The 25,853-nt window shown below is 66.2% G+C and carries 24 protein-coding genes; 11 read left to right on the top strand and 13 right to left on the bottom strand.

Annotated elements, in window-relative coordinates; genetic code table 11:
- The 3 genes from DU475_RS07685 to DU475_RS07675 form a co-directional block, all read right to left on the bottom strand.
- Positions 1–1,063, bottom strand: a 1,063-nt coding sequence (locus DU475_RS07685) for a malonyl-CoA decarboxylase domain-containing protein (RefSeq protein WP_164631599.1), incomplete at its 3' end; no start/stop codon positions are given.
- Positions 1,064–1,268: 205 nt separating this feature from the next.
- The gene (locus tag DU475_RS07680; protein WP_013500442.1) at positions 1,269–1,874 is read right to left on the bottom strand and encodes a PAS domain-containing protein; all 606 of its coding nucleotides are present in this window, start codon (positions 1,872–1,874) and stop codon (positions 1,269–1,271) included.
- A gap of 79 nt (positions 1,875–1,953) precedes the next feature.
- The gene (locus tag DU475_RS07675) at positions 1,954–3,318 is read right to left on the bottom strand and encodes an MmgE/PrpD family protein (RefSeq protein ID WP_164631598.1); all 1,365 of its coding nucleotides are present in this window, start codon (positions 3,316–3,318) and stop codon (positions 1,954–1,956) included.
- Between the two features lie 170 nt (positions 3,319–3,488).
- On the opposite strand from DU475_RS07675, the gene DU475_RS07670 reads away from it, so the two are divergent.
- Positions 3,489–4,601, top strand: a complete 1,113-nt coding sequence (locus tag DU475_RS07670) for an FUSC family protein (RefSeq protein WP_164631597.1) — start codon at positions 3,489–3,491, stop codon at positions 4,599–4,601.
- Positions 4,602–4,608: 7 nt separating this feature from the next.
- Here the strand turns inward: DU475_RS07670 and DU475_RS07665 are convergent, their stop codons facing one another.
- A complete protein-coding gene (locus DU475_RS07665) occupies positions 4,609–5,070 on the bottom strand; it encodes a DUF2269 family protein (protein WP_013500445.1) in 462 nt (153 codons plus the stop codon).
- A gap of 246 nt (positions 5,071–5,316) precedes the next feature.
- Here DU475_RS07665 and DU475_RS07660 point away from each other — a divergent pair, with 246 nt between their 5' ends.
- Entirely contained in the window at positions 5,317–6,474 is a 1,158-nt protein-coding gene (locus DU475_RS07660) for an extracellular catalytic domain type 1 short-chain-length polyhydroxyalkanoate depolymerase (RefSeq protein ID WP_164631596.1), read from the top strand.
- A gap of 119 nt (positions 6,475–6,593) precedes the next feature.
- Positions 6,594–7,013, top strand: a complete 420-nt coding sequence (locus tag DU475_RS07655) for a DUF1236 domain-containing protein (RefSeq protein ID WP_013500447.1) — start codon at positions 6,594–6,596, stop codon at positions 7,011–7,013.
- A 72-nt stretch (positions 7,014–7,085) separates the two neighbouring features.
- Here DU475_RS07655 and DU475_RS07650 read toward each other — a convergent pair whose 3' ends face one another.
- From DU475_RS07650 to DU475_RS07640, 3 genes are all read right to left on the bottom strand, one after another.
- Positions 7,086–8,063, bottom strand: coding sequence for an AraC family transcriptional regulator (locus tag DU475_RS07650; RefSeq protein ID WP_013500448.1), 978 nt, complete (start codon positions 8,061–8,063; stop codon positions 7,086–7,088).
- Positions 8,064–8,297: 234 nt separating this feature from the next.
- Positions 8,298–8,966 (bottom strand): MBL fold metallo-hydrolase, encoded by a 669-nt coding sequence (locus DU475_RS07645; protein ID WP_047307391.1) that lies wholly within the window; start codon positions 8,964–8,966, stop codon positions 8,298–8,300.
- Between the two features lie 67 nt (positions 8,967–9,033).
- On the bottom strand, positions 9,034–10,152 hold the full coding sequence (locus DU475_RS07640) for a vWA domain-containing protein (RefSeq protein ID WP_164631595.1): 1,119 nt from the start codon (positions 10,150–10,152) through the stop codon (positions 9,034–9,036).
- A 151-nt stretch (positions 10,153–10,303) separates the two neighbouring features.
- Between DU475_RS07640 and DU475_RS07635 the strand changes: the two genes are divergently transcribed.
- Entirely contained in the window at positions 10,304–10,783 is a 480-nt protein-coding gene (locus tag DU475_RS07635) for an MmcB family DNA repair protein (RefSeq protein WP_013500451.1), read from the top strand.
- Between the two features lie 137 nt (positions 10,784–10,920).
- On the opposite strand, the gene DU475_RS07630 is transcribed toward DU475_RS07635, so the two are convergent.
- Entirely contained in the window at positions 10,921–11,475 is a 555-nt protein-coding gene (locus DU475_RS07630) for an ActR/PrrA/RegA family redox response regulator transcription factor (protein ID WP_013500452.1), read from the bottom strand.
- A gap of 91 nt (positions 11,476–11,566) precedes the next feature.
- Entirely contained in the window at positions 11,567–12,889 is a 1,323-nt protein-coding gene (locus DU475_RS07625) for an ActS/PrrB/RegB family redox-sensitive histidine kinase (RefSeq protein WP_013500453.1), read from the bottom strand.
- Between the two features lie 265 nt (positions 12,890–13,154).
- Here DU475_RS07625 and DU475_RS07620 point away from each other — a divergent pair, with 265 nt between their 5' ends.
- The 4 genes from DU475_RS07620 to DU475_RS07605 all read left to right on the top strand — a co-directional run bounded on the left by DU475_RS07620 (position 13,155) and on the right by DU475_RS07605 (position 17,336).
- A complete protein-coding gene (locus DU475_RS07620; protein WP_164631594.1) occupies positions 13,155–13,952 on the top strand; it encodes an ABC transporter ATP-binding protein in 798 nt (265 codons plus the stop codon).
- Positions 13,949–14,779 (top strand): ABC transporter permease, encoded by an 831-nt coding sequence (locus DU475_RS07615; protein WP_047307387.1) that lies wholly within the window; start codon positions 13,949–13,951, stop codon positions 14,777–14,779. The genes DU475_RS07620 and DU475_RS07615 overlap by 4 nt, the downstream gene beginning before the upstream one ends.
- A gap of 138 nt (positions 14,780–14,917) precedes the next feature.
- A complete protein-coding gene (locus tag DU475_RS07610; protein ID WP_013500456.1) occupies positions 14,918–16,246 on the top strand; it encodes a polyhydroxyalkanoate depolymerase in 1,329 nt (442 codons plus the stop codon).
- A gap of 256 nt (positions 16,247–16,502) precedes the next feature.
- Complete coding sequence (locus DU475_RS07605; protein WP_013500457.1) at positions 16,503–17,336, top strand: M48 family metallopeptidase; 834 nt, start codon at positions 16,503–16,505, stop codon at positions 17,334–17,336.
- A 271-nt stretch (positions 17,337–17,607) separates the two neighbouring features.
- Here the strand turns inward: DU475_RS07605 and DU475_RS07600 are convergent, their stop codons facing one another.
- On the bottom strand, positions 17,608–19,857 hold the full coding sequence (locus DU475_RS07600; RefSeq protein WP_164631593.1) for a transglycosylase domain-containing protein: 2,250 nt from the start codon (positions 19,855–19,857) through the stop codon (positions 17,608–17,610).
- Between the two features lie 184 nt (positions 19,858–20,041).
- Here DU475_RS07600 and DU475_RS07595 point away from each other — a divergent pair, with 184 nt between their 5' ends.
- Entirely contained in the window at positions 20,042–20,293 is a 252-nt protein-coding gene (locus DU475_RS07595; RefSeq protein ID WP_013500459.1) for a hypothetical protein, read from the top strand.
- Positions 20,294–20,326: 33 nt separating this feature from the next.
- Here the strand turns inward: DU475_RS07595 and DU475_RS07590 are convergent, their stop codons facing one another.
- The 3 genes from DU475_RS07590 to DU475_RS07580 form a co-directional block, all read right to left on the bottom strand.
- The gene (locus DU475_RS07590) at positions 20,327–20,539 is read right to left on the bottom strand and encodes a hypothetical protein (RefSeq protein WP_013500460.1); all 213 of its coding nucleotides are present in this window, start codon (positions 20,537–20,539) and stop codon (positions 20,327–20,329) included.
- Between the two features lie 184 nt (positions 20,540–20,723).
- Positions 20,724–21,944, bottom strand: a complete 1,221-nt coding sequence (locus DU475_RS07585) for an ABC transporter substrate-binding protein (protein ID WP_013500461.1) — start codon at positions 21,942–21,944, stop codon at positions 20,724–20,726.
- A gap of 134 nt (positions 21,945–22,078) precedes the next feature.
- Positions 22,079–22,441, bottom strand: a complete 363-nt coding sequence (locus DU475_RS07580; protein ID WP_142883784.1) for a DUF1304 domain-containing protein — start codon at positions 22,439–22,441, stop codon at positions 22,079–22,081.
- Between the two features lie 80 nt (positions 22,442–22,521).
- Here DU475_RS07580 and DU475_RS07575 point away from each other — a divergent pair, with 80 nt between their 5' ends.
- Entirely contained in the window at positions 22,522–22,950 is a 429-nt protein-coding gene (locus DU475_RS07575) for a DUF1330 domain-containing protein (RefSeq protein ID WP_013500463.1), read from the top strand.
- 95 nt (positions 22,951–23,045) lie between these two features.
- Positions 23,046–25,781, top strand: a complete 2,736-nt coding sequence (locus DU475_RS07570) for an ATP-binding protein (protein ID WP_164631592.1) — start codon at positions 23,046–23,048, stop codon at positions 25,779–25,781.
- Positions 25,782–25,853: the final 72 nt, after the last annotated feature.

Raw genomic sequence — 25,853 nt, 5'->3', positions numbered from 1 at the left:
GCCGATCGGCGGTGTCCGCATCGTCGAACCAGTTCTCGGTTTCGAGCACTTCGAGCGCGTCGCGGGCGGAGGGATCGAGCAGCGCCGAGTCCGGATTGTCGCGCTCGCGTTTCAGCCATTTGGCGAAGCCCGGCACCGGCGACAGCGTCACGAAGGTCTGCACATTCGGCAGTTCGCGTTTGATCTCCTCGACCACCTGCTTGATCAGGAAATTGCCGAACGAGATCCCGGCGAGACCTCGTTGGGTGTTGGAGATCGAGTAGAAAACCGCAGTGGTGGCGTCGCTGGCCGGCATCGGCTCGCGGTCGAGATCGAGCAGCGGTGCGATCGCGGCCGGACTGTCCTCGGTCAGCGCGACCTCGACGAAGATCAGAGGCTCGTCGATCAGTCGCGGATGGAAGAAGCCGTAGCAACGCCGGTCGGGAGGCGCCAGCCGTGCGCGCAGATCGTCCCAATCGTGGATGGTGTGGACTTGCTCGTAGCGGATGATTTTTTCCAGAATATTGGCCGGCGTGGTCCAGTCGATCCGCTGCAGCACGAGGAAGCCCCGGTTGAACCACGAGGTGAACAGATGCACGAAATCGTCGTCGACGTGGCGAAGCTGAGGGTGGTCGCGCAGATGCGACAGCACCGCTTCGCGCATCTTCACCAGCGCGGCGGTGCCGCCCGGCGCATGGTTGAGGCGGCGGATCAGCTCCTGCCGGCGCGGTTCGGCGGCGTGCATCAGTTCGCCGGTGGCCTCCGACGTGGGGTCGGCGCGGAACGCCTCGATCGCGGCGTTGAGTTCGGCGAGGTCGGGCCCGAACTGTTCGGCGAGCGCATCGAGAAACGCCAGCCTGTCGTCCTCGGCGGCAGCCTCGTAGCCGTCCAGTAGCGACGCCGCCAGTGCGACTCCGGAGGCTTCACCGCGCCGGGACAGCAGCGTCTCGCCGAGCCCGATCAGCTCGTCTCTGGTCATCGGCTGAGTGCCGGCCCGGCCGAACAGGCTGCGGCCGCGCTCGGTCAAGCTGTTGAACAGGCCGCCGAGAAACTCCGAGGCGCGGTCTACGGTGGCTGTCGGCATCGCTCATCCCCAGGCTTTTGGAAACCGGCTGCTTTGCGTGCCCGCGCGGCGTGCGGTATTTTGGAACCATAGACGTTCCAGGCGACGCCTTCCAGACGCACGAGCGGGCGGATGGTTTCTCCACGGCTTCGTGACCGGGGCCGAGGGTCGCCGAAAGGTATTTGAATGGTGCGGTGCGCGCCTAAGGTGCACTGACGCGGGTGCGTCAATCCGCCAGCACTTCGGCGGTGACGTCTTCGATGGTGTGCAGCAGGCAGATCAGGCGGCCGTCGAGATCCTGCACTGGCGTGCTGATCGATTGCCAATAGCGTTCGACGAACACCCCGTCGGCGTTGCGAACGTCGTAGCGCTGCACCGCGAGGGCGTGCGGCTGGCCGGTCTCAACCACGGTCCGCAGCGATTCGTAGAGGTTGCTGACACCATCGGCCGTCACGATGGCCGGATTGTCCGGAAAGATCTCGAACAACGACATGCCGACGACGGTGTCGCGCGTCGTGAAGGTTGCGCGCGCATAGGCGTCGTTGATGTCGAAGATCTTTAGGCCGGGGCCGGGGTCGATCAGCAGGCAGGGATGATCGGATGCGTCGAAGCTGGCTCGAAGCCGCGCAAGCGCCGCTGCGATATCGCCGGCCGGCTTGCGATACCCCAGCGGTGACAGATCGGCGCCGGAAATCTGTGAATTCAGCAGCGCCAGCTCGCGCTTGGCGGACGACAACAGGCCGAGCAGCGTGCGGCGCAGCTTGTCGTCCTCTGCGGTCTCCAGCAGGCGCTGGAAATGAGCAATGTTCTGTTCGCAGACGAAGCGTTGCATCGGTCGCCCCGTTTCTGGAGAAGATCGGCTCATCTGCTACGTCAGATTGCAAGTATGTCAATACCGCAGATCGTCCCGGTCAGCGCCCGAGTGCGGTGACCTCGCTCACCTTGGCGAAACGCTCCAGCGTCAGCACCGCATCGGCAAAGCTCTGCGCCCGGCCGTCCAGCACCGGGCTGGCGAGTTGTAAGAATTTCTGCGCCATCGCCTGGTCGCTCGGGAACGAGTTCGGCTCGCCGGACGGATCGGCGTAGATCCGCTCGTGCACGCCGTCCTCGGTGGTGATCGAAACGCGGGCGCCGAACGGATGGGTTTTGCCTTCGAGCCGTTCGTCGCGCACCACGTCGAACTTGTCCGCGAGCGCATCGATCGCCGGATCTCCCAGCCGGGTGTAGTCGTCCCAGCCGAAGCTGCCCTGCTCCAGTGCCAGTCCGCCGGTGAAGAACATCGAGAACTGGCCGCCGACGATCGAGCGCGGATGCCGCTTGGTCGATGCATCGCCGGTCAGCGTAATGCCGTTCTGATGCAGCCCGACCTCGACCCGCTTGATCTGCGCCGGTGTCAGATTGTGCTCGCGGCGCATCGCGATCAGCGCGTCGATCGCAGCGTGGGTGTAGCGGCAGCTCGGATACGGCTTCACGCCGATCTTCATGGTCTCGTAGACCTTGCCGAGGTCGGCGACCGCTTTGTCGTGATGCGGGGTGTCGGTGTAGCCGACCAACAGGCCATGAATGCCTTCGACCGACTCGGTCGAACCGACGAAGCCGTTGTTGGCCAGCGTCGCGGCGATCACGCCGTTCATCGCGGCAGCGCCGACCTGATAGCGCTTATTCCACGCACCGTTGACCAGGAATTGCAGAGAGCCCGCGGCCTGGCTGCCGGAGACGCCGAACGCTGCGACGATCTGGTCCTGCGACAGGCCGAACAGTTTGGCAGCGGCCGCTGCGGCGCCGTAGGTGCCGGCGGTTGCGGTCGGGTGGAAGCCGCGCGCGTAGTGCGAGGTCGGATCGAGCGCGTTGCCGAGCCGGCAGCACACTTCATAACCGGCGACGATCGCAGTCAGCACGTCGCGGCCCGAGGCGCCGACCAGTTCGCCGACCGCGAAGGCGGCCGGCACCACCGGCGCGGATGGATGCAGTGACGAATCCGCGTGAGTGTCGTCGAAATCGAGCGAGTGACCGAGCGCGCCGTTGAGCAGTGCCGCCACTGCCGGCGTCCAGCGCTTGTCGTCGCCGAACACCGTGGCTTCGCCAACCGCATCGAGCGACAGCGCCTGCAGCGTCTGCAGGATCGCCGGTGTCGATTCGGCCTCGCGCCGGGCGCGGATCGCGCTGCCGAGGAAGTCGAGCGTCAAGAGCTTGGCGCGCGCCAGCACGTCCTGCGGAATGTCGGTGAATTGCAGCGCGGCGACGTAGCCGGCGAGCGTGGCGGTTTCGTTGGCCATTAGGGCTCCCTCTTTTGCGCCGCACGTTAGGCGGAGCGCGCACACGGTTCAAGCCGCGCTGCCGCAGGCCCCACCCGCATCGATGCGGATTTGCGCGGTTCGCAGCGCCGTGCTCTCTGACGCCGACGATTCCGCGCCAGACGGTGCAACCTCAACGATTGCGGCCGCCGATGACATTCCTCAGGACACGCTTACTCTCGCAATGGAAACCGCGCCGGCCGCATTGGGGGCTGGCACTGCGGATCACGCTCGCGGCGCTGCTGGCGCTCGGCTTCGCCCAGAGTCTCCATTTGCATCTGCCGCTATGGGCCGTTCTCACCGCGATCATCGTGACGCAGACCAGCGTCGGAAGGTCGTTGAAAATGGCGGGAGACTATTTCGTCGGCACTATCGGCGGGGCGATCTACGGCGGCGCCATCACCATTTTCGTGCCGCATCACAGCGAACTGGCGCTGCTGGGTGCGCTGGCGCTGGCGGTTGCGCCGCTGGCGCTGCTCGCCGCGATCAAGCCCAGCCTCAACGTTGCCACCGTCACGGCGATCATCGTGCTGCTGGTTCCGACCATCACCAAGGTCGAGCCGCTGGCGTCGGCGATCGATCGTGTGCTCGAAGTCGCGGTCGGGGCGGCGGTTGGGCTGGCGGTATCGTTCGTGGTGCTGCCGTCGCGGGCGCAGGGGCTGGCGCTGGCTGCGGCGGCGCGCTCGCTCGAATTGATGGCGGACGCGCTCGGTGCGCTGCTCGCCGGCTTGACGAAGGGACTCGACAACGACGCGCTGCACCGGCTTCAGGACGGCATCGGTGCCTCGCTGGTGACGCTGGCGGAGATCGGCGCCGAGGCGCAGCGCGAGCGCAACGCCGGGCTGTCGCGCGGCCCCGATGTTGCGCCGCTGGTGCGCACCCTGCTGCGGCTGCGCCATGATCTGGTGATGGTCGGTCGCGCCGTCACCGCGCCGTTGCCGCCGACGCTGCAGGACCGGCTCGGCGGCACCGTCGACGCGCTGCGGGGCGCAGCAACGTCGCATCTGTCCGCTTGCGCTGCGGCGCTGCGTGGTCGCCACGCCCCGCCGCCGCTCGGGCCGATGGAACAGGCGCTGGCCGCTTATGCGGCCGAGGTCGCGGCGGTGCGACGCGACGGTCTGATCCGAGCGTTGCCGGGCGATCAGGCCGAGCGGTTCTTCGCGCTCGGCTTTGCGATGGAACAGTTGCACCAGAATTTCCGCGACCTCGAAATGCGGGTTACGGAATGGGGACTGCCCGGAAAGCCGACCGCACGGGTCGCGTAGTGCCCGATCAGATCTTGTAGACCATCACGAACACCGCCGCGACCAGCGGGACGGTGGCGATGATGCCCCAGATCAGCCAGGTCTTGGCGTCGCGCCAGTATTGTGCCGGGATCTCGCTGCTCTCGGCGAAGCTGCGGGCAAGACGTGCCTGCCGGATTTGTAGTGGTATCAAAATGCCGAGCCACATCAGCCCGGAGATCACGAACAGGATCTGCCCCGCCACCAGCCAGAACGAGCCGAACAGTGGAATGTCCTTGATCAGCGCGGCCCCGTAGCCGCCGATGATGATCAGCGCAATACCGGTCAGTGTGAAGATGAAGTCCGACACCGTGACGCCCCGCTGCGCGTGCGCTACGATCTTCGGATCGCGGGTCATGTCGGAGAACGCTTTCCAGAAGGCGGTGATGGTGACGTTGCCGACCAGCACGACTACGCCGACAACATGGAGGAATTTGAACACATCATACATCGGGTCTGTTCCGCGCCTGTGCCGTCGTGACCAGCACTCCGCCGCGCCACTGCTCGATTTTTCGCTTTGTGCTCGGGGTTTCGTCGGGGTTTGTCAAATCGACCTTGGTCGCTGTACCGCCATTGCGGGTCGGCGTTGACGACCGCATCTGCCAGACCCGCACGCTGCGCAGCGGTCCGGACCTACCATATTGCGATGCAGCAATTATATGCCGGGTGCGGGCAGGGGCCCAGACCAGGAGCGACCGTGTCACTGAAAGATCAAATCGATTTCCTCGGGCAGCTCCGAAAAATGCACGCTTTCAACGGCTTGGGCCACAACGAAGGCCCCGCCGACAGTCGCCTGACCGAGACTGCCGGGTTCGGTCCCAACCCGGGCGCTCTGCGGATGTTCTCGTTCGTGCCGGATGGGATCCCGCAGAGAATGCCGCTGGTGGTCGTTCTGCACGGCTGCACGCAGAATGCCGCCGGCTACGAGATCGGTGCCGGCTGGTGCACGCTGGCGCAGCGCTATGGCTTCGCGCTGCTGCTGCCGGAGCAGACCCGCGCCAACAACCCCAACACCTGCTTCAACTGGTTCGCGCCCGATGACATCCATCGCGGCAGCGGCGAGGTCGCCTCGATCCGGCAGATGGTCGCGCACATGGTGGACCACCACTCCATCGACCGCGCTCGGATCTTCGCTACCGGCCTGTCGGCCGGCGGGGCGATGACGGCGGCACTGCTCGCCAGCTATCCTGAGGTGTTTGCAGGCGGCGCCGTGATCGCCGGACTGCCCTATGGCGTCGCGCTGAATGTGCGGCAGGCGCTCAAGGAAATGCGCCACGCGTCGCCACGCACCGGCCGTCAGCTCGGCGACCTCGTGCGCGGTGCGACCGCCCCCAAGGGGCCATGGCCGAAGCTGGCGGTGTGGCACGGCGATGCGGACCGGACCGTCGATCCGGCGAACGCCGATGCGCTGGTGCGGCAATGGTTAGACCTGCACGGCCTGCCAGAGGCGCCGATGGCGCAAAACAGGGTCGACGGCTATCCACGCCAGGTGTGGCGGAATTCGAGCGGTGAAACCGTGGTGGAATCCTACACGATCACCGGGATGGCGCACGGCACGCCGCTCGGTGCCGGCGCCGGCGAGCAGCGCTACGGCGTCGCCGGTGCTTATCTGCTCGATGTCGGGATCTCGTCGTCCTATCACATCGCGCAGTTCTTCGGCCTGACTGGCCGGGTTTACCAGCCGCGGTCGGCCCACCACACTGCGGTGTCGAGACGCGCCGCGGACGCAACTCACGGCGCCGCTCCCAAGTCCGGCCAGGAGGGAGCCTCCGCCGAATCCCGCTCCGGCAAGCGCGGGCTGGACGTCGGCGCGGTGATCACACGCGCCCTCACGGCTGCTGGATTGATGAAGTAGGCATCCGGTTCCGCCGGCGTCCTGCAAGGATCATCAGCAAGCCTCGGTGCAGCGGAGTACGGAACAGATCGCCGAATTCGGCTTTGTCAGACCACCTTTCATCACACGGGAGTCTGACCATGATCAATCGCTTCGCTGGAACCGCCATCGTCGTCCTGGCGCTCGCCGCGCCCGCCGTTGCCAACGCCCAGGGCGTTCCCGGCGGGATCGAACGCGGGGCGCGGGATGGGGAGCGTGCGGCCGGACCGGTCGGAGCGGTCGTCGGCGGCACGATCGGCGGCGTTGTCGGCGGCGTAGCCGGCATCCTGGGTGTCGATGACCGACCGCAGTTCCGTCACTACGTCGTCGAGCAGCGCCATCCGTCGTACCGCTACCGCGACGAGGTTCGCGTCGGCGTGGTGCTGCCGTCCGACGGCGTGACCTATTACGAGGTGCCGGATCGCTTCGGCCGGGCCAGCGAGTATCGCTACACCGTGGTCAACGACCGGACCGTGCTGGTCGACCCGCGCACCCGCAAGGTCGTGGAAATCATCGAGTAACCGATCGGCCTCGGCCGTCCCGGTCTGAACGACGGGCCGTCCCGGCAACGGGGCGGCCCGTTCTCCGTCGGCTCAGGGCCGTGAGCGTTGCAGCGTCTCGGACGGCTTCTCGCCGAACATGTCGCGATAGTCCCGGGCGAAATGCCCCAGGTTGGAGAAGCCGCAGGACAGCGCCGCCGCCGTCACGGTGGTCGGGGCCGCACCATCAGCCAGCAGATTATGGGCGTGCTGCAGCCGAACCCGCTTGGCGAAGGCCATCGGCGAGTAGCCGCGGCTGCGCTGGAACGCCTTGAAGATGCCCCGCGAGCTGATCCCGGTGAGCGCCGTCAGTTTCTCGATGGTGATCGGCCGCATCCAGTTGGCCTCGATGTATTCCTCGACCTGCCGGACGTGCTTGGGCGCGATGCCGTGCGATTCCCGCTCGAGCTGCCGGCTGTAATTGTGCCGGAAAGCGTTGAGAAACAACAGCGTGATCGCCTCCTGCAGCTCCGCCAGCACCACGTGCGGCAGCGGGCTGCAATTGAGCTGATTGGCCAGGAAACACAGCAGCCGCCGCAGATTGACCACCTGCGGCGCCTCGTTGTTCGCCGCCGGCTCGAACTCCAGCGCGGCTTTCGGCTTGCAGCCGAGCAGCGAGCCCAGCTTGCGCTCGAGCGCGCTGCTCTGCACGCGCAGCAGGCTGAACTTGTAGGTCTGCCCATACTCGGTCCGGGCGCTCCGCCCCGGCGAGATGATGCCCGACTGCCTGGCATTGATCGCGGTGGTCGATCCGCCGCTGCGGGTGACGAACTGGCCGGCCAGCGCGATCTGCAGCCGCGCGCATTCGCCTTCAGGGAATTCCACGGTGATCGCGCCGATCCCGACCCCGAAGCCGAGCGCGACGTCTTCGAGCTGAACGAAGTTGCTGCGAACCTGAAAATCGGCCGCCGCCGGGGCGTCCACCAGCCGGGCTCCATAGACGGCCTGCAGGGCCTGTCTCAGTTCTTCGGGATCAGTGGTGTCGAATGCGGGGTAACGGGAGAGAGGTTCGTTGAGAAGCTCGACTGTCATCTCTGATCACGCCTCCGGTCCCACACATTACGCGGCCGATCCTGGTATCAGAACGAGGGAACCAGATGTCACTCGTAGGATTCCGAGGTATTGTCCGAAAATTGGACGCATCAGAGAGCAATTGGTTCAATGCAATGATCAGGACACCGCCCGCCCATGGGTGAGCGGCACATCGCCGAGCGGCGTGCGGTCCGGCAGGTGATCGAAGGCGGAGCAGGTGAGGCGGAGGCGCGGTCAGGCTTCGCCGGTCAGGAACGGGTTGGTGAGCCGCTCCTGACCGAAGCTGGAGCCGGGGCCGTGCCCGCAGATGAAGCCGATGTCATCGCCGAGCGGCAGCAGCTTCCGGGTGATCGAGTCGATCAGCGTGGCGTGGCTGCCGCCGGGCAGGTCGGTGCGGCCGACCGAGCCGGCGAACAGCACGTCGCCGACCAGCGCGAACCGCATCGCCTCGCTGAAGAACACCACGCTGCCCGGCGAGTGACCCGGGCAGTGCAAGATCTGGAAGGTCAGCTCGCCGACGCGGACGCTGTCGCCGTCGTCGAGCCAGCGGTCGGGGGTGACGTCGCGCACGCCGCCGATACCGAAGCTGCGGCCGGAGTTGACGACGTTGTCGAGCAGAAACTGATCGTCGCGGTGCGGCCCGATGATCTCGACCTTGAGGGCGTCGCGCAGGTCTGCGGCGCCACCGACATGATCGATATGGCCGTGGGTCAGCCAGATCGCCTCGACCGCGACTTTGGTGTTTTCGATCGCGGCCAGGATCTCCGGGACGTCGCCGCCGGGGTCGACCACCACCGCCTTGCGGGTGGTGTCGCACCACAGCAGCGTGCAGTTCTGCTGAAACGGCGTGACGGGAATGATCGCGGCGCCGGCTTTCGCCTTGCTCTCGGTCTGGGTATTCATGACCTGACAATGCCGCGTCCGCGAGGACGAGTCAAAGCGCTGTTCGCCCTCGCGGATGTTGTCGGCGCTACCGTTTCAACTGCGCCTTCAGGGTCGCTTCGACCTCGCGGTCGAACGAGGAGGCCGGCTTCGGCTGTTTGTCGCGCTGCGCGACCAGATAGGCGTCGCGCTGCTTCACCAGCGCCGCGAGCCTGTCGTTGAGCGCCTTGCGCGCGCTCATCTGCGCTTCCAGTCGGGCGGCGCGCTGCTCGGCCGGCAGCGCGCGCAACTCCTGCGGCAGGTCCTCCTCTTTGACCCGGTCGAGCTTCTGCCGGCCGGCCAGCACGTCGCTGACCAGATCGCCGCCGCCGGTCACCGCCTCGGACGAATTGCGGGCGCGCTTGTTGATGTAGCTCGCCATGTCGGATGCGGCCGCCGGTGCCGAGGCAGCCACCTTGGCGAGCTGCCCGGTCTTCTCCTCGGTGCGGCGCTGCAGCGGGGCCGGCCCGTAGGGGATCACCGTGCCGTTGATCTGCTTCTGCAGGATGATGATGTCGTCGTCGTAAGGCGTCTCGATCACCACCACCTGTCCGCCGTCCTGCGGAATCGGGATGTAACGGCCGCGGCCGCCCTCGGCGATCTCGTGCCACACTCGCGCAGTATCGCGGGCGCTGCCGGCCTGCACGGCGTTGACGATGATGTCCTTCTGCCGCGCCACCGCGAGGGTCTCGGGATACTTGGTATCCTGCGCGTAATCCATGTGCGGCGGCGCATCGCCGACGACGAACACGATGCGGCGGCTGTCGCCGCCCTGCCGCCACTGCAGCTTGTTGATCGCGGTATCCAGCGCCTCGTTGACGCTCTCCGGCCAGTCGCCGCCGCCGCGCGCCTGCAGTTGCAGGAGTTGACCGTAGAGATCCTGGATGTCGGTGGTGAGATCGACGCTGCGGACCACGTAGTCGTCGCCGATGTCCCGATAGGCGACCAGCCCCATCCGGATTTCGGCGTCGGGATTGTCGTCGAGGATCGCGGTGGCGATCGACCAGATCTTGCGCTTGGCGCCTTCGATCAGGCCGCTCATCGAGCCGGTGGTGTCGAGCACGAAGGCGACTTCGACGGTCGGCCGTGCATGCGCCGCCGGCGCGAGGGGGAGCGAAAGCGCCAGCGCGGCGACAGCCAGCGCGCTTGTGATGGTGATACGTTTCATCGTGATGATCTCCGGCGCCCCCGCCAAGCCCACGCTCAATGCACCGCCTTGCGGCACCCGACCGAGGTGCCCCCGCAACGGTTCTGCGGCCGCGCTCGGAACCGCGTGACCGCTTGGGCACCTGCTCCGACTTCGGCTAGACTTGGACGCGATGGAAACGAATGCCGTTCAAATGATTCTGCCGCGCGATTTGCGGCAGTCGGAGACCGCGCTGAACATTGCGCGCGGCACGCAGCGGCTGCTGCGTTCGCTCGGCTTCGCCTGCGTCAGCGAACTGCCGCTGCCGTCCGGCCGGCGCGCCGATCTGGTGGCGCTGAACGAGCGCGGCGAGATCTGGATCGTGGAGATCAAATCGTCGGTGGAGGATCTGCGGGCCGATCACAAATGGCCCGACTACCGGGCGCATTGCGACCGGCTGTTCTTCGCCTTCACCCAGGATCTGCCGTGCGAAATTTTTCCGGCCGATACCGGGCTGATCGTGGCCGACGGCTATGGCGCCCACCTGCATTGCGAAGCGCCGGAACACAAGCTGCCGGCGGCCACCCGGAAGCTGATGCTGCTGCGCTTCGCGCTTGCCGCCGCCCAGCGCCTCGGCCGCCTCAGCGACCCGCAGGGATTTTCCGAAGGATAGTCGTTCCGTCATTCCGGGGTGCCGCGTAGCGGCGAACCCGGACTCGCGACGGATTGTTCGCGTGTCGGATTCCGAGTTCGCGAACTTTGTTCACGCCCCGGAATGACCGCGCTGATAATCGAAAGGGAGAGCTGTGCTTACCGCGGGGCGCGCTTGGCGAGAATCCGCTGCAGGGTGCGGCGGTGCATGTTGAGGCGTCGCGCAGTCTCCGAGACGTTGCGGTTGCACATCTCATAGATGCGCTGGATGTGCTCCCAGCGTACGCGGTCGGCCGACATCGGGTTCGGCGGCGGCTCGGATTTTTCGCTGTCGGTCGACAGCAGCGCGGCAACGACGTCGTCGGCGTCGGCCGGTTTCGACAGATAGTCGACCGCACCCATCTTTACTGCCGTCACCGCCGTGGCGATGTTGCCGTAGCCGGTCAGCACGATGGCGCGGCAATCCGGGCGCTCGCGCTTCAGCGCAGAGACCACGTCGAGGCCGTTGCCGTCGCCGAGCCGCAGGTCCACCACCGCGAAGGCCGGCGCCGCCTTGCCGATCTGGGCAAGTCCGCTGGAGACGCTGTCGCAGGCCGTGACGGCAAAACCGCGGGTTTCCATCGCCCGCGCCAAGCGGTCGAGAAACGGCTTGTCGTCCTCCACGATCAGCAGCGAGCGATCGGTATGGTCGGTCAGTTCGGGAATGACGTTCACGGCGGGGCTCCTCGTCGAGTGCATCAAGATATGGGGAGGCGGCGCCGTGCTGCCAAGGGAGGTGACCTGCGACCGGACCGCGCGCCCCGGCCTAACCCTCTGCCTTTTCGGTATTTTCGACCATCTCGAAGCGGTTCCTGGGCCAGCTCAGTTGCACGATGGCGCCATGGTCGGGGAAAGTCTTGTTGCGAAACTCGACCTTGGCGCCGGTTCGTTCCAGCAGCGTGCGGGCGATGAACACTCCGAGGCCGAGCCCGGAACGCTCACGGTTGGGGTCGTCCGGGCTGCGGCGGCGCGACAGATACGGCTCGCCGATCCGGCGCAAAACGTCGGGCTTGATGCCCGGCCCGTCGTCGGAAATCACGATCTGCACGGTGTCGGCGTTCCACCAGGCGTTCACCTCGACCGCGGTGCGGGCAAAATCCACCGCGTTCTCCAGGATGTTGCCGATGCCGTAAAGGATCGCGGGATTGCGCATCACCACCGGCTCGGGCTCCCCCGGCTGCGCCAGCCGGATCTTGATCGCGATGCCGAAATCGCGATGCGGCGCAACGGCCTCCTCGATCAGCGTAGACAGCGGCATGCGGTCGAACGGCGCCCCGGCCGACGAGAGCTGGGCGATCTTGCCGAGGATTTCGCGGCAGCGCTTGGCCTGCTCGCGCAGCGTCCGCAGGTCGGAGGCCATCTCCGGCGGGGCGCTCTTTTCCAGTTCGCGTGAGATCAGGAAGATGGTCGACAGCGGGGTGCCGAGCTCGTGGGCGGCGGCGGCGGCGAGGCCATCGAGTTGGGTCAGATGCTGTTCGCGTTCCAGCACCAATTCGGCGGCGGACAGCGCGTCGGCGAGCTTGCGCGCCTCTTCGGTGACCTGGAATGTGTACAGGCTGGTGACGCCGATCGCGAGCAGGATCGAAAGCCAGACGCCGACCAGATAGATCTGCGGCAGCGCCACCGGCTCGTCGCCGGCCCAGGGCAACGGCAAATGGCTGTAGCCGAGAAACGCCGCGCAGCCGGTCGCAAAAATCCCGAGCGAGATCGTCATGCGCGTCGGCAGCGCGGTCGCACTGATCAGCACCGGCCCGAGGAACAGGAAGGCGAACGGATTCTGCAGGCCGCCGGTGAAATACAACAGTCCGGCCAGTTCCGAGATATTGAGCGCGAGCAGCAGGGCCGCGTAGATCGGCTCCATCCGCTGCATCGGGTTGAAGGCGATCTGCAGTGCCAGGTTGACCAGCCCGGACGCCGCGATGATGACGATGCACGGCATCACCGCGAAATCGAATCCGAGCCCTTCCGAAACCACGAAGATCGCGGCGAGCTGGCCGAGTGCCGCAAGCCAGCGCAGCCGCAGGATGGTATCGAGACGGACGTGACGGCGCGGATGGCGGAAGTCGGCGGAAATCAGATCGTCGGACATGCGCCGGACACTAGCGTCGGCCACCGAAGATCACAATTCGGCCGGCCGCGGCGGATTGCGCCAGCCACGCGCCCACGGTCACGCTGTGGCTCGCGTGCTGTTTAGAGCATTTCCGATTCGGGGCGCAGAACAGCCGGATCTCGATCTGTCCGATGTTTGATGGGGATTCTTCAGGCCAACCGGTATCAGGTTCGCGTAGCCGCGCCCGCGCTCCCAGTCGGGCCCGCACTTGCACTTGCGCCCCGCAATCGTCAAACAGGCGCCCATGACGGTGATCGACAGCCTCGACCGGCCGGATGTCCCGGCGATGCAAGCGTCCGCGTCCGCGGCGATCGAGGTCTCGCATCTCGTCAAGGTCTACAAGACCGCCCGCGCCGTCGACGACATCTCGTTCGCGGTGCCGCGCGGCAGCGTCACCGGGCTGCTCGGCGGCAACGGCGCCGGCAAGACCACGACGATCGCGATGATCATGGGGCTGGTGCTGCCCACTGCGGGGCGGATCAGCGTTCTCGGCCATCCGATGCCGCAGCAGCGCGCCGACGTCCTCGGCCGGATCAATTTCGAGAGCCCCTATGTTGATATGCCGTCGCGGCTGACGGTGCGGCAGAACCTCACGGTGTTCGGCAGGCTGTATGCGGTGCCGGATCTGCAGGGCAGAATCGCCGAGCTCGCCGCCGATCTCGATCTGACCGACTTTCTCGATCGGGCATCCGGCAAGCTGTCGGCCGGCCAGAAGACCCGCGTCGCGCTGGCCAAGGCGCTGATCAACCGCCCTGAATTGTTGTTGCTCGACGAGCCGACCGCCTCGCTCGATCCCGACACCGCGGATTGGATCAGGTCGCACCTGGAACGTTACCGCAAGCGACGCGGCGCCAGCATCCTGCTCGCCTCACACAACATGCTCGAAGTCGAACGGATGTGCGACCGGGTCGTGATTATGAAGCGCGGCCGGATCGAGGACGACGACACTCCGGCCGCCATCATGGCGCGCTACAACCGCGCGTCTCTCGAGGAGGTGTTTCTCGACGTCGCCCGCGGCCGGGCACGGGATGCTGAATCATGAGGAGTTTGATCGCCGGCCTAGAACTCGGTCACGGCATCGCCTGGCACCGGATCAGCGCGATGGTGCTGCGCTATTGGTACCTGCTGCTGTCGTCCTGGCCGCGGCTGTTCGAGCTGGTGTACTGGCCGGTGCTGCAGGTGATCACCTGGGGCTTCCTGCAGAGCTACGTGGCGCAGAACGCCGGCTTCTTCGCCCGCGCCGGCGGCACGCTGATCGGCGCGGTGATCCTATGGGACATCCTGTTCCGCGGCCAGCTCGGATTTTCGATCTCGTTCCTGGAAGAGATGTGGGCGCGCAATCTTGGCAACCTGATGATGAGCCCGCTGAAGCCGATCGAGTTCCTGATCGCGCTGATGATCATGAGCCTGATCCGGCTCGCGATCGGTGTGGTGCCGATGGTGCTGCTGGCGATGATCTTGTTCGACTTCAACCTGTTCGGGTTCGGCCTGCCGCTCGGCGCGTTCTTCTGCAACCTGATCTTCACCGCATGGGCGCTCGGCATCTTCGTCTCCGGGCTGGTGCTGCGCCACGGTCTCGGCGCCGAGAGCATCGTCTGGAGCCTGATGTTCGGCGTGATGCCGCTCGCCTGCGTGTACTATCCGGTCTCGGTGCTGCCGCACTGGCTGCAACTCGTCGCCTGGACGCTGCCGCCGACCTACGTGTTCGAAGGCATGCGGGCGTTGCTGATCGAGCAGCAGTTCCGCGCCGATCTGATGCTGTGGGCGCTGGCGATCAACGTGGTGCTGTTCGCGGCCGCGTTCGTCAGCTTTCTGGCGATGCTCAACAGCGCCCGGCGGCACGGCTCGCTGATTCAGAGCGGCGAGTAGGTCGTTTCCCGGACGCGCCTGTGGGACGTCCGTGCTTACTTTTTACGCGGCGGAGCGCATATTTCGATCTTGTGATTGACGCGCCATGACCCAGCCGCCAGTATATTGCGCTGCACGGGGTACGAAGGACACAACGCGATGCCGGTCGTCATTGGTGAATTTGGTCGCCCGCCGGAGATGCCTGCGGAAGTCAGTCCGGCGCTGACCACGCCGATGTACTGGTTCTACGAGATGGCGCACGCCTCGCTCAATCCGGCGCGGGCGATGTCGGATGCGACCAAGCTCGCGTTCAAGAATCCGCTCAACCCGTGGAGCCACACCGAGTTCGGCAAGTCGGTGGCTGCTGCCTGCGAAGTGTTCGAACGCACCACCCGGCGCTACGGAAAGCCCGAATGGGGGCTGGACGACACTGAAGTCAACGGCATGCGGGTTCCGGTCGAGATCCACAGCGTGTGGGAGAAGCCGTTCTGCCGCCTGCTGTATTTCGAGCGCAAGCTGGAGCATCCGCTGCGCCATCCGCATCCGCGGCTGCTGATCGTGGCCCCGATGTCGGGTCACTACGCGACGCTGCTGCGCGGCACTGTCGAGGCGTTCCTGCCGACCCACGAGGTCTACATCACCGACTGGTCCGACGCACGGATGGTGCCGGTCGCCGCCGGCCGGTTCGATCTCGACGATTATGTCGATTACGTCATCGAGATGCTGCAGATGCTGGGCGGCAACGTCCACGTCATGGCGGTGTGCCAGCCATCGGTGCCGGTTCTGACCGCGGTGTCGGTGATGGAAGCCAATGGCGATCCCTTCGTGCCGCTGTCGATGACGCTGATGGGCGGCCCGATCGACACCCGCCGCAACCCGACCGCAGTCAACAATCTGGCCGCCGAGAAGGGGATCGACTGGTTCCGCAACCACGTCATCACCAAGGTGCCGTTCCCGCACCCCGGCTTCATGCGCGACGTCTATCCGGGATTCCTGCAGCTCAACGGCTTCATCAGCATGAATCTCGATCGGCACATGGACGCCCATCGCAATCTGTTCAACCATCTGGTTCAGGGCGACGGCGATCTCGCCGACAAACACCGCGAATTCTATGACGAGTATCTGGCGGTGATGGACCTGACGGCGGAGTTCTATCTGCAGACCGTCGATCTGGTGTTCGTCAAACACGCGTTGCCGAAGGGCGAGATGACCCATCGCGGCAAGCTGGTCGAGCCTTCGAAAGTCACTCGCGTGGCACTGATGACGGTCGAGGGCGAGAACGACGACATCTCAGGTCTCGGACAGACCGAAGCGACGCACGGGCTGTGTAGCTCGATCCCCGACCACCGCCGCGTTCACTACGTCCAGAAGGGCGTCGGTCACTACGGCGTGTTCAACGGCTCGCGTTTCCGCTCCGAGATCGTGCCGCGGATCAGCGATTTCCACGCCTCGGCGGCGAGCGACGTGCCGGCGCGCGCGGCGGAGTAATTAGTACGCGTCGTCGATCGGCGTCTGCTGTGGATGATGCGTCGGCTGATGATGAGTTTGTGCTGCGGAATCAAGCGCAAGCCGAGTCGTCAGAGGTGCAGGAGCGCTGGGGGAATCTAGATTCACGGGTTCCACAAGTAGTGAGGACTGAGTCACCTCTCAGGTCATGCTTTTGAATCAAAATTCGCGGAATTTTCGGGTTCCGGGGCCCATCACTTAGGGGTGCGACACGCGCTTTGCCCTGTATATTGGGCAAATGATTTGTTTTTGCGCCGAGCGCTTCCCATGGCGGCGGTTATGGCAGATTCCAGGGGACCTTCTGTTTCCTGGACCTGCAGACATGGCACGCGCACTTCTCTATCGGCGGCCCACCGAGCCGTCGACGATCCCTGTTCGGCACGGCTCACAGTTCTTTGCCGTTCGCATCCGGCGTCACCGCCGGGCCCGACGATACACCTTGCGGATTCATCCGAGCGATCGCGAGGCGATCCTGACGATGCCGCCGCGCGGGACGCTCGCCGACGCCAAGGAATTCGCCCAGCGTCATGGTGCGTGGATCGCGGCGCGTCTCGGCCGGCTGCCGAAGGCGGCGCCGTTCCTGCCCGGCACGGTGCTGCCGTTGCGCGGCCAGGACCACAAGATCGTGCACCGCGCCGGCCGCGGGACGGTATGGACCGAGGTGCGCGACTCCGGCGAGAAGATCCTGTGCGTCGCCGGCGAAACGCAGCACATCGAACGCCGGGTACTGGATTTTCTGAAGCGCGAGGCGCGCAAGGATCTGCAGAAGGCGTGCGATCGCTACGCCCCGGAACTGGGCGTCAAGGTCACCCGGCTGTCGCTGCGCGATCAATCGAGCCGCTGGGGATCGTGCACTTCGGCGGGCTCGCTGTCGTTCTCGTGGCGACTGATCCTGGCGCCGCCTTACGTGCTCGATTATCTCGCCGCTCATGAAGTCGCGCATCTGGTGGAGATGAACCATTCGGCGCGGTTCTGGCGGGTCGTGGGCCGGATCTGCCCGCAGATGGAGCGCGCTAAGACCTGGCTCGACACCTGTGGCAACGACCTGCACCGGTACGGCATTAGCGACTGAACGCTTTGATTGCGAGCGCGCCTGCACGCGTCGCCCTCTCCCCGACCCTTCCCGCAAAGCGGAGAGGGGATCGTCTCCCGCTGGTTGAGGTCGCACCCTCACAGATGTCGACGCTCACAGAGCCGTCGTCGGATGACGAGGCGCGCTGTGTGACCCGCAGCGGCGCGACGAGTGCGACTCGCTCCCCTCTCCCCGCTTGCGGGAAGGGGTGAGGTGAGGGCTGCCGCGCATCCTGAGGCTTGCTACCAACCGCTCAGATCAGTGCGAGCCATTACCGTCCGAACAGCCGGTCCATCAGCCAGCCATCCAGTCCCGCGTCCGCTTCTGGCCGTACATTGGCGCGCGTCGGGGGCGGCATGCGACCCGCGCCTGGTGGTGGAGGCATGTCGGTGACCTGAGCTTCGCCGCGCGGGCCGGGTTGGGCGATAGTGCCGCCTGTCGGCGCCGCGCCGCTGAGGAAGCCGCCGATGGCACCGCCGATGCCGGAGCCCGATGCGGCGCCGGTGGCGCCGCTCGTCACCAGCGGGCCGCCGCTCCAGCCGCCGGGGAGCGGCTGCGGGGTGGTGCCTTTCAGCGCTTCGCGCATGAACCGCGTCCACACTTCGACCGGCAATCCGCCGCCGGTCGCCTTCCTGGTCGGCGAATTGTCGTCATTCCCGAGCCAGACCCCGGTGACCAGCGTCCCGGTGTAGCCGAGGAACCAGGCGTCGCGGAAATCCTGGCTGGTGCCGGTCTTGCCGGCGGCGATCCAGCCGGGCAGATCGGCCTTCTGCGCGGTGCCGGAGCGCAGCGTCTCCTGCATCATCGCATTCATCATCGCCGCCGCCCGCGGATCCATCACGCGGCTGGCGGTCTCGTTGCTGCGGGCGTACAGCAACTTGTTGCCTTGCGCGGTGCGGATCCGCTTCACCACATGGGGCGACGCCAGCAACCCGCCATTGGCGAATGCGGCGTAGGCGCCGACCAGCTCGGTGAGCGTCACCTCCGAAGTGCCGAGCGCGATCGACGGGTTCGCGTCGAGCTTGGAGGCGATGCCGAGCCGGTGCGCGGTCCGCACCACGTTCTTCGGCCCGACCTCGAGTCCGAGCCGCACCGCCACGGTGTTCAGCGACATCGCCAGCGCCTGTGTCAGCGTCACCGCGCCGAAATATTCGTGGGAGTAGTTCTCCGGCTTCCAGCCCTTGAGGTCGAGCGGGGCGTCCTGTCGAATCGTCTCCGGCGTCATCCCGGCCTCGACCGCTGTCAGATAGACGAACGGCTTGAACGCAGATCCCGGCTGCCGCTTGGCGGTCACCGCGCGGTTGAACTGGCTGTCCGCGTAGTTCCGCCCGCCGATCATCGCCCGCACCGTGCCGTCCGGCGTCATCGCCACCAGCGCGCCTTGCGTCACTTTGTACTTGACGCTCTTGGCCGCCAGCTCGTCGATGATGGCTGCCTCGGCGACCGACTGGAGCCTCGGATCGATCGAGGTTTCGACGATGATCGACTGGTCGATCTGCCCGACCAGATCGTCGAGCACTTCGCCGATCCAGTCGGCCACGTAGTTGATGGTGCCGGCGCCGGTCGGTTTGACGGTGTAGACCGGATTTGCGATCGCGGCCTGGGCCTGCTTGGCGGTGACGAAGCCGGCTTCCGCCATCGCCGCCAGCACGATCTGAGCGCGCTTCTCGGCGCCTTCCGGATTGCGGTTCGGCGCCAGCCGCGACGGCGACTTGACCAGACCGGCCAGCATCGCGGCCTCGACCAGGGTGACCTCCTTGGCCGATTTGCCGAAATACTTCTGCGCTGCGGCCTCGACCCCGTAGGCACCGGAGCCGAAATACACCCGGTTGAGATACAGTTCGAGGATCTCGGCCTTGGAGTGCTTGCGCTCCAGCCACAGCGCCAGTTCGACCTCCTGCAGCTTGCGGGTCAGGGTGCGGTCCTGGGTCAGAAACAGGTTCTTGGCGAGCTGCTGCGTCAGGGTCGAGCCGCCCTGAGCCACGCCCCGGTGCAGCACGTTGGCGACCGCGGCGCGGCCGATGCCGAGCGGATCGACGCCGAAATGCGAGTAGAATCTTCGGTCCTCGATCGCGATGAACGCTTTCGGCAGATATGGCGGCAGATCCTTCAGCGCCACATTGGTTCCGGCCTGCTCGCCGCGCACCGCCATGGTCGAGCCGTCGTCGGCCACGATGGTGATGGTCGGCGGCCGTTTCGGGATTTCCAGCGACTGGATCGGCGGCAGATGCGCACCGACCCAGACCATGACGCCGACCACCGCCAGCACCGCCCAGATGCCGGCGACCGCGCTCCAATACACCACGCGGCCGATCGCCCGGCGCACCGACGCGATCACGCCCTTGCGCGGCTTGCGCTTGCTCCGCGCCCCGCCGCCGGGCTTGCCGGCGGACTTCTTCTTCGGCTTGTCGTCGGCCAAATTCACCCGATCCTGCGGCGTCAGGCGCATGTCGGTGAGCGATTCACCGGCGCCGAATGTCGGCTCTCGCCTTTCGCCGGCTGTTTTCCTGCCCCACGCCATCGCATCGTCCACGCCGACCGTTGCGGCGGACGCTAGCGGAGCCGGTTTAAGGCCCGGTAAAGCGAAGGTTAAGCCGCGGTTCCCAATTTGCCGAAAACGCCGCAGGCTTGAGCCGCCGCGATCCATCGGGCTACACCCTGTCGGCGCGGGATGCGGTTGCCGGCAGTTCGGAAAGGATCGGGCGATGACCAGGGTGTTGAGGACGGTGGCGGAGATCGAGGCTCTGCTGTTGCAGGACGTCCGCGGTCAGCGTCATTGTGACAAGGTCGAGGCGATCAGGATCCGGGCCTGCCAGCCCAGCGACGACAGCAACGGCGCCAACTGGAAGGTCGCCACGGTCGACCCGGGCCAAGCCAGCCGCGAATTCGCCGGCGCCGCGGTGATGACCGCGATGGACCGGCTGCAGCGCGAAGTCAGCGCCGTCTCCTGGGAGTGAGGGCGCAGCCCGTTCCGGCGCCGGCGATCGGCGTCAATGATAGTCGCGTCGATGCGGCGCCGCGCCGATCTCGCCCATCAGCCAGCTCTTCATCTTGGCTCGGCTGGCAAACCGCTTGGCCTCTTCGAGCAGTTCGTCGCGCTCCTCGCCGGCCGGGGTCAGCGCCGCCTCGATGTATTTGGCGACCGCCAGCTCCTCGAGCTGTTCGACGGTGAAATAGCGATTGCTGTTGTGGTCTGCTCTCATGCTGATCCGCCGCCGCCGGCAGCGCCTCCACTCAACGGCCTTCACTCCCGTCTCCTGCCCGCATTCGATCCCGATTCGGCCATACTGTCTGTGCAGAATTGGTCGGTCCCCGGCGACGTACCAGGGTGTGCACGCGACCGCCGCGACGGCGGCGGCCGCTCCAGCTACCGACTGATCGGGGTCGTTACATCGCGGCGTCGTCCTCGATGATCGGGCCGAACAATTCCCAGCGCTCGCCGTTGAACTTCATCATCCGGAGCTGCTTGTTGACGCGGAAATCGGTCGGCGAGGTGTTGACCGACATGCCCGGCAGCGACAGGTCGCCGACGACGTTCTTCAGGCTGGCGGCCTGCTTCATGACGTTGTCGCGAGTGAGGTTGTCGCCGCACTGCTTCAGGATGGTGACCAGCAGCTCTGCCGTGGAGTAGCCGTAGCTGTTGACGGTGTTCATCTTGTCGCCTTCCGGATAGTATTTGTCCATGAAGGCGAAGTACTTTTTCACGCCGGGATCGTCGGCCCATTGCGGATCGGCGGGATCCTTCCCGTAGTTGACGCTGATGATTCCCTTGGAGATGTCGAGGCCGGCCGGCTTCAGCGTCGCCGACACCGGGCTGGCGTTGATGTCGAGGATGTGCACCGGATTCCAGCCGAGATCGGCGACCTTCTTGATCGCCTGTGCGGCGAAGCGCGGTGTCGAGGCGTTGTACAGCAGCGTGGCGCCGGCGGACTTCAGCTTGACGATCTGCGAATCGACGGTCGGGTCGGTGAGTTCGTAGGACGCCTCCGCGACGATCATCTTGTCGGCCTTGTCGCCGAGGCCGGCCCTGAGCCCGGTGACGTAGTCGCGGCCGAGGTCGTCGTTCTGGAACAGGATCCCGATCTTGGCGTCGGGATGGTTCTGCAGGATGTAACGCGCGTAGATCCGTCCCTCGGTCTGGTAATTCGGGTTGTAGCCCATCGTCCAGGGGAAGTTCTTCGGATCGGTGAAGCGCGTCGCGCCGGTGGCGGCGAGAAGCTGCGGGACTTTCTTGGCGTTGAGATATTTCTGCACCGCGGCGTTGGACGGCGTGCCGATGATCTGGAAGGTCAGCAGCACCTCGTCGCTTTCGACCAGCTTGCGCACCTGCTCGACCGCCTTCGGCGGCGAATAGGCGTCGTCGTATTGAATGAGGTTGACCTTGCGGCCGTTGATGCCGCCCTGGTCGTTGATCATCCGCATATAGGCGGCCTGGGTCTTGCCGATGCCCGCATAGGCCGACGCCGGACCGGAGAACGGCACGGTCTGGCCGATCTTGATCTCGGTGTCGGTGGCGCCGGTATCGTATTTCTTCTGTGCCGCGGCCGGGGCGGCAGTGAGCGCAATCGCAGTAACAGCCGCCGCGGCGGCCTGAACCAGGCTCTTCATCGGTCGTCGACTCCCTGTGGCTCGTGACCGGCGGTCTTCGCTGAGCCGCCGTTAGCAGGGAGTGTGGATCAGCACCGCGGCTCTGGCAATGGCGCTGCGGCGCCCGCCCTGTGTGCGGCGCAACCGGCCGGATATCAGGCCAGCCGGGCGACGATCAGAGCCAGCAGCGCCGGCACGGCCTGCACGAACAGGATGCGGCGGCTGACGCTCCAGGCGCCATACAGGCCGGCGACGATCACGCAGCCGAGGAAGAAGGTCGCGAGCTGGCGCGCCACCGCGGCGTCGGGATGCAGCAGGCTCCAGATCAGGCCGGCGGCGAGAAAGCCGTTGTAAAGCCCCTGGTTGGCGGCCAGCACTGCGGTAGAGGCGGCCTTTTCCGGCGTGTTGCGGAAGGTCTTCAGCCCGAGCGGTTTCGTCCAGAGAAACATCTCCAGCATCAGGAAATAGACGTGCAGCGCAGCGACCAGCGCGATCAGCGTGTTGGCGACAGCGTTCACGGGGCTCCTCCGGATGCAGACATCAGCGTCGGCCGTGTGATAGTAGCACGGGTAATCAAGATCAACGCAATGGGGGACGCATGACCGGGCATATCGATCCGACCAAGGAGGTGTTCGCGCAGTTCCGCGCCAACGATCGCGAGGGACCGATCCACATGCTCAATCTGGTGCGGCTGAGGCCGCGCGCCGCGTATCCGGACGGTCGCGAAGCGACCGGCGCCGAGGCCTATGCGGCGTACGGACGCGAATCCGGGCCGGTGTTCGAACGGCTCGGCGGCAAGGTGGTGTGGCAGGGCCGGTTCGAACTGATGCTGATCGGTCCGCAGGACGAGCATTGGGACCACGTGTTCATCGCCGAATACCCGAGCGTTGCGGCATTCGTGGAGATGATTCGCGATCCGGTGTATCGCGAGGCGGTGAAACATCGTCAGGCTGCGGTCGAGGATTCCAGGCTGATCCGGCTCGCGCCGCTGAAGCCCGGCAAGGGCTTCGGCCAGATCCCGACGTGATTGCGCTGCATCGGCCCTGGTGACCGCGGTGGCGCGGCTTCAACGCTTCCTATAGGTTGGAAATCCGTCCGCGTTCCTTCCCGGAGATTCGATCGATGCGCTTGTCGGTGCGCCTGACCCTGGCGATGACCGCACTGGTGGCGTGTACGGTGGCGGCGATCGGAGTGCTCGCTTACTACAATATCGGCCGGGCGGTGGTGCCGTCGGGTCTGACCCGGCTCGCTTATCAGGCCAAGGCGCGGCTCGGCGCCTACGAATCGGTGCTGCGCATCGTCCGCAACGAGGTGCTTTCGGCGCGGCTGCTGCCGGCCCACAGCGGTATCATTCGTGCGCAGCGCAACGGCGGCATCGACCCCGCGGGCGGGCTGTCCGAGGCGCAATGGCGGCAGCATCTGGCCGAGGCCTATGCAGGCAGCATGCAGGTCAAGCCCGGTATTCTCGCCTATCGCCTGGCCAGCGTCGCCGGCGACGGCCGCACGCTGATCGAGGTCGCCCGCAGCGGCGCGGGCGGCGCCATCCGCGTGGTTCCGGATGCCGAACTGCCGCGCGCCGCCGACCGGGCGTTTCGCGGGGCTGTCGATCTGACCGGGGACGCCGTGTACTTCTCCCCGCTTCGTATCGTGCAGGGCGATGATCGCGACGGCGGCGTCTCGTATCCGCAGATCATGGCCGCGGCGCCGGTTCGCGACGCGGGCGGCACGGTGTTCGCAGTGCTGACCATCGAGCTTGACCTGCGGCCGGTGTTCGAACGCATTCGCGACGTTCTGGACAACGATACCGACGTGTATTTCGTCGATGCCGATGGCGGCTATCTGATGACCTACATGGCTGGACGGATCGTGCCGGCGGAACCCGAACGGCGCTGGCACGATGATTTTCCGGGGCTGGCCGCCGCGCTCGGCGACAAGCCCGGGACCGCCACCGTGATCTCCGGGCCGGACGGGCGTCGCTTGGCGGTGGCGATCGTCGTGGCGCCGCTGTCGAGCGGCGTGCGCTCCGGGGTGATCGAAACCGAGCCGCTGGAACGGATCATGGCGCCGGCGACCGCGCTGCAAACGCCGGGCCTGATCGTCGGGCTCGCTGCGCTGCTCGGCGCGGTGCTGCTGTCGGCCCTGCTGTCGCGCTCGCTGGCCAAGCCGATCGCGCAGCTCACTCGCGCGGTGACGGCGTTCTCGCGCAGCGGGCGGCTGGTGGTGCCGGCCGGGCTGCACGGCGAAAGCCGGATTCTCGGCGACGCTTTCGCCGAAACCGTCGCCAAGATCGATGCGGCCAATGCGGCGCTGCGCAGCAAGTCCGAGCTGCTCGACAAGACCATCGCCAGCATGGCGGACGCAGTCGCAGTGCTCGACGCCCATGGCAAGCGGGTGTTCGCCAATCCGACCTGCGTGGCGCTGTTCGGCGCCGCCGAGGAGATCGGCTCCGATCCCTGGAAGCTGAAATACAAGCGCTTCCTTGCCGACGGCGTGACGCCGATGCCGGACTACGACAGCCCGGCCGCGCGCGCCCGCCGCGGCGAGAGCTTCGACAACGTCGAACTCGGCATCCGTCGCGGCGACGATCCGGTGGTACAGCTCGCCGCCAGTGCGCGGCGGATCGAGAATCCCGACGGCTCGTTCGCCGGCGCGGTGATCGTGTATCGCAACGTCACCGCGTTCAAGGAGTCCGAACGCCAGCTTCGCCAGGCGCAGAAGATGCAGGCGATCGGCCAGCTCACCGGCGGCGTCGCGCACGACCTCAACAACATCCTCACCGTGATCACCGGCGGCATCGAGATCATCGCAGACGGCGTCGCCGACCGGCCGGCGCTGAAAGATGTCGCGGCGATGATCGACCAGGCGACGATCCGCGCCTCGGACCTCACCCACAGTCTGTTATCGTTTTCGCGCAAGCAGCCGTTGCAGCCGCGCAGCATCGACGTCAACGCGCTGATGCTCGACACCGTCAAACTGTTGCGGCCGACGCTCGGCGCCGGCATCGAGATCGATGTCGAGCCTGCGCCCGATCTGCGGCCGGCGCTGGCCGATCCGTCGCAGCTCGGCAGCGCGCTGATCAACCTTGCGATCAATGCCCGCGACGCGATGTGCGGCAACGGCAAGCTGCTGCTGGAGACCGGCAACGTCGATCTCGATCAGGCCTATGCGGCACAGCACGACGAAGTCAGCGCCGGACGCTACGTGATGTTGGCTGTGAGCGACACCGGCTGCGGCATTCCGGCGGCGATCCGCGACCGGGTGTTCGAGCCGTTCTTCACCACCAAGGCGGTCGGCGAGGGTACCGGGCTCGGACTCAGCATGGTGTACGGCTTCGTCAAACAATCGGGCGGTCACATCGAGCTGTACAGCGAGGAGGGCCATGGCACCACCATTCGGCTGTATCTGCCCTATGCTGCCGCGACAGTCGATGCCGGGCTCGACAGTGCCGCGCCGCCGCTGGCGCAGGGCGGCCGCGAATCGGTGCTGGTGGTCGAGGACGACACGCTGGTGCGCAGCTACGTGATGACGCATCTGAAGGCGCTCGGCTACACCGCGCATTCGGCGGCCTCCGCCGCGGAGGCGATGTCGATGGTGTACGACGATGTCGAGTTCGATCTGCTGTTCACCGATGTGATGCTGTCCGGCGGGATGAACGGGCCGCAGCTCGCCGACGAGCTGCGCAAGTACAAGCCGGATCTGAAGGTGCTGCTGACCTCCGGCTATACCGAAAACGCGATGCAGCATCACGGCCGGCTCGATCCGGCCATGCAGCTACTGCCGAAGCCGTATCGCCGCGCCGATCTGGCCCGGATGCTGCGCCGGGTGCTCGACGCCGAAGTCGCTGCTCCGGCGAAATAAACCGGCGTTTTCAACAGGGAACACGACGAATCGATTTGGTCCGGTGCCGTGCTCCGGGGGTTATGCACACGT

Origin of the sequence: Rhodopseudomonas sp. WA056 (genome assembly GCF_010906995.1) — a bacterium.
In the GTDB taxonomy this organism is placed as follows: domain Bacteria; phylum Pseudomonadota; class Alphaproteobacteria; order Rhizobiales; family Xanthobacteraceae; genus Rhodopseudomonas; species Rhodopseudomonas palustris_G.
This window is presented reverse-complemented; position numbering and strand designations above follow the sequence as displayed.

Excerpts from the sequence above, each read along its gene's own strand:
- DU475_RS07680 (WP_013500442.1), bottom strand. The coding sequence starts at position 1,874 with ATGCAACGCTTCGTCTGCGAACAGAACATTGCTCATTTCCAGCGCCTG.
- DU475_RS07675 (WP_164631598.1), bottom strand. The coding sequence starts at position 3,318 with ATGGCCAACGAAACCGCCACGCTCGCCGGCTACGTCGCCGCGCTGCAA.
- DU475_RS07670 (WP_164631597.1), top strand. The coding sequence starts at position 3,489 with ATGACATTCCTCAGGACACGCTTACTCTCGCAATGGAAACCGCGCCGG.
- DU475_RS07665 (WP_013500445.1), bottom strand. The coding sequence starts at position 5,070 with ATGTATGATGTGTTCAAATTCCTCCATGTTGTCGGCGTAGTCGTGCTG.
- DU475_RS07655 (WP_013500447.1), top strand. The coding sequence starts at position 6,594 with ATGATCAATCGCTTCGCTGGAACCGCCATCGTCGTCCTGGCGCTCGCC.
- DU475_RS07650 (WP_013500448.1), bottom strand. The coding sequence starts at position 8,063 with ATGACAGTCGAGCTTCTCAACGAACCTCTCTCCCGTTACCCCGCATTC.
- DU475_RS07645 (WP_047307391.1), bottom strand. The coding sequence starts at position 8,966 with ATGAATACCCAGACCGAGAGCAAGGCGAAAGCCGGCGCCGCGATCATT.
- DU475_RS07640 (WP_164631595.1), bottom strand. The coding sequence starts at position 10,152 with ATGAAACGTATCACCATCACAAGCGCGCTGGCTGTCGCCGCGCTGGCG.
- DU475_RS07635 (WP_013500451.1), top strand. The coding sequence starts at position 10,304 with ATGGAAACGAATGCCGTTCAAATGATTCTGCCGCGCGATTTGCGGCAG.
- DU475_RS07625 (WP_013500453.1), bottom strand. The coding sequence starts at position 12,889 with ATGTCCGACGATCTGATTTCCGCCGACTTCCGCCATCCGCGCCGTCAC.
- DU475_RS07620 (WP_164631594.1), top strand. The coding sequence starts at position 13,155 with ATGACGGTGATCGACAGCCTCGACCGGCCGGATGTCCCGGCGATGCAA.
- DU475_RS07615 (WP_047307387.1), top strand. The coding sequence starts at position 13,949 with ATGAGGAGTTTGATCGCCGGCCTAGAACTCGGTCACGGCATCGCCTGG.
- DU475_RS07610 (WP_013500456.1), top strand. The coding sequence starts at position 14,918 with ATGCCGGTCGTCATTGGTGAATTTGGTCGCCCGCCGGAGATGCCTGCG.
- DU475_RS07605 (WP_013500457.1), top strand. The coding sequence starts at position 16,503 with ATGATTTGTTTTTGCGCCGAGCGCTTCCCATGGCGGCGGTTATGGCAG.
- DU475_RS07600 (WP_164631593.1), bottom strand. The coding sequence starts at position 19,857 with ATGGCGTGGGGCAGGAAAACAGCCGGCGAAAGGCGAGAGCCGACATTC.
- DU475_RS07595 (WP_013500459.1), top strand. The coding sequence starts at position 20,042 with ATGACCAGGGTGTTGAGGACGGTGGCGGAGATCGAGGCTCTGCTGTTG.
- DU475_RS07590 (WP_013500460.1), bottom strand. The coding sequence starts at position 20,539 with ATGAGAGCAGACCACAACAGCAATCGCTATTTCACCGTCGAACAGCTC.
- DU475_RS07585 (WP_013500461.1), bottom strand. The coding sequence starts at position 21,944 with ATGAAGAGCCTGGTTCAGGCCGCCGCGGCGGCTGTTACTGCGATTGCG.
- DU475_RS07575 (WP_013500463.1), top strand. The coding sequence starts at position 22,522 with ATGACCGGGCATATCGATCCGACCAAGGAGGTGTTCGCGCAGTTCCGC.
- DU475_RS07570 (WP_164631592.1), top strand. The coding sequence starts at position 23,046 with ATGCGCTTGTCGGTGCGCCTGACCCTGGCGATGACCGCACTGGTGGCG.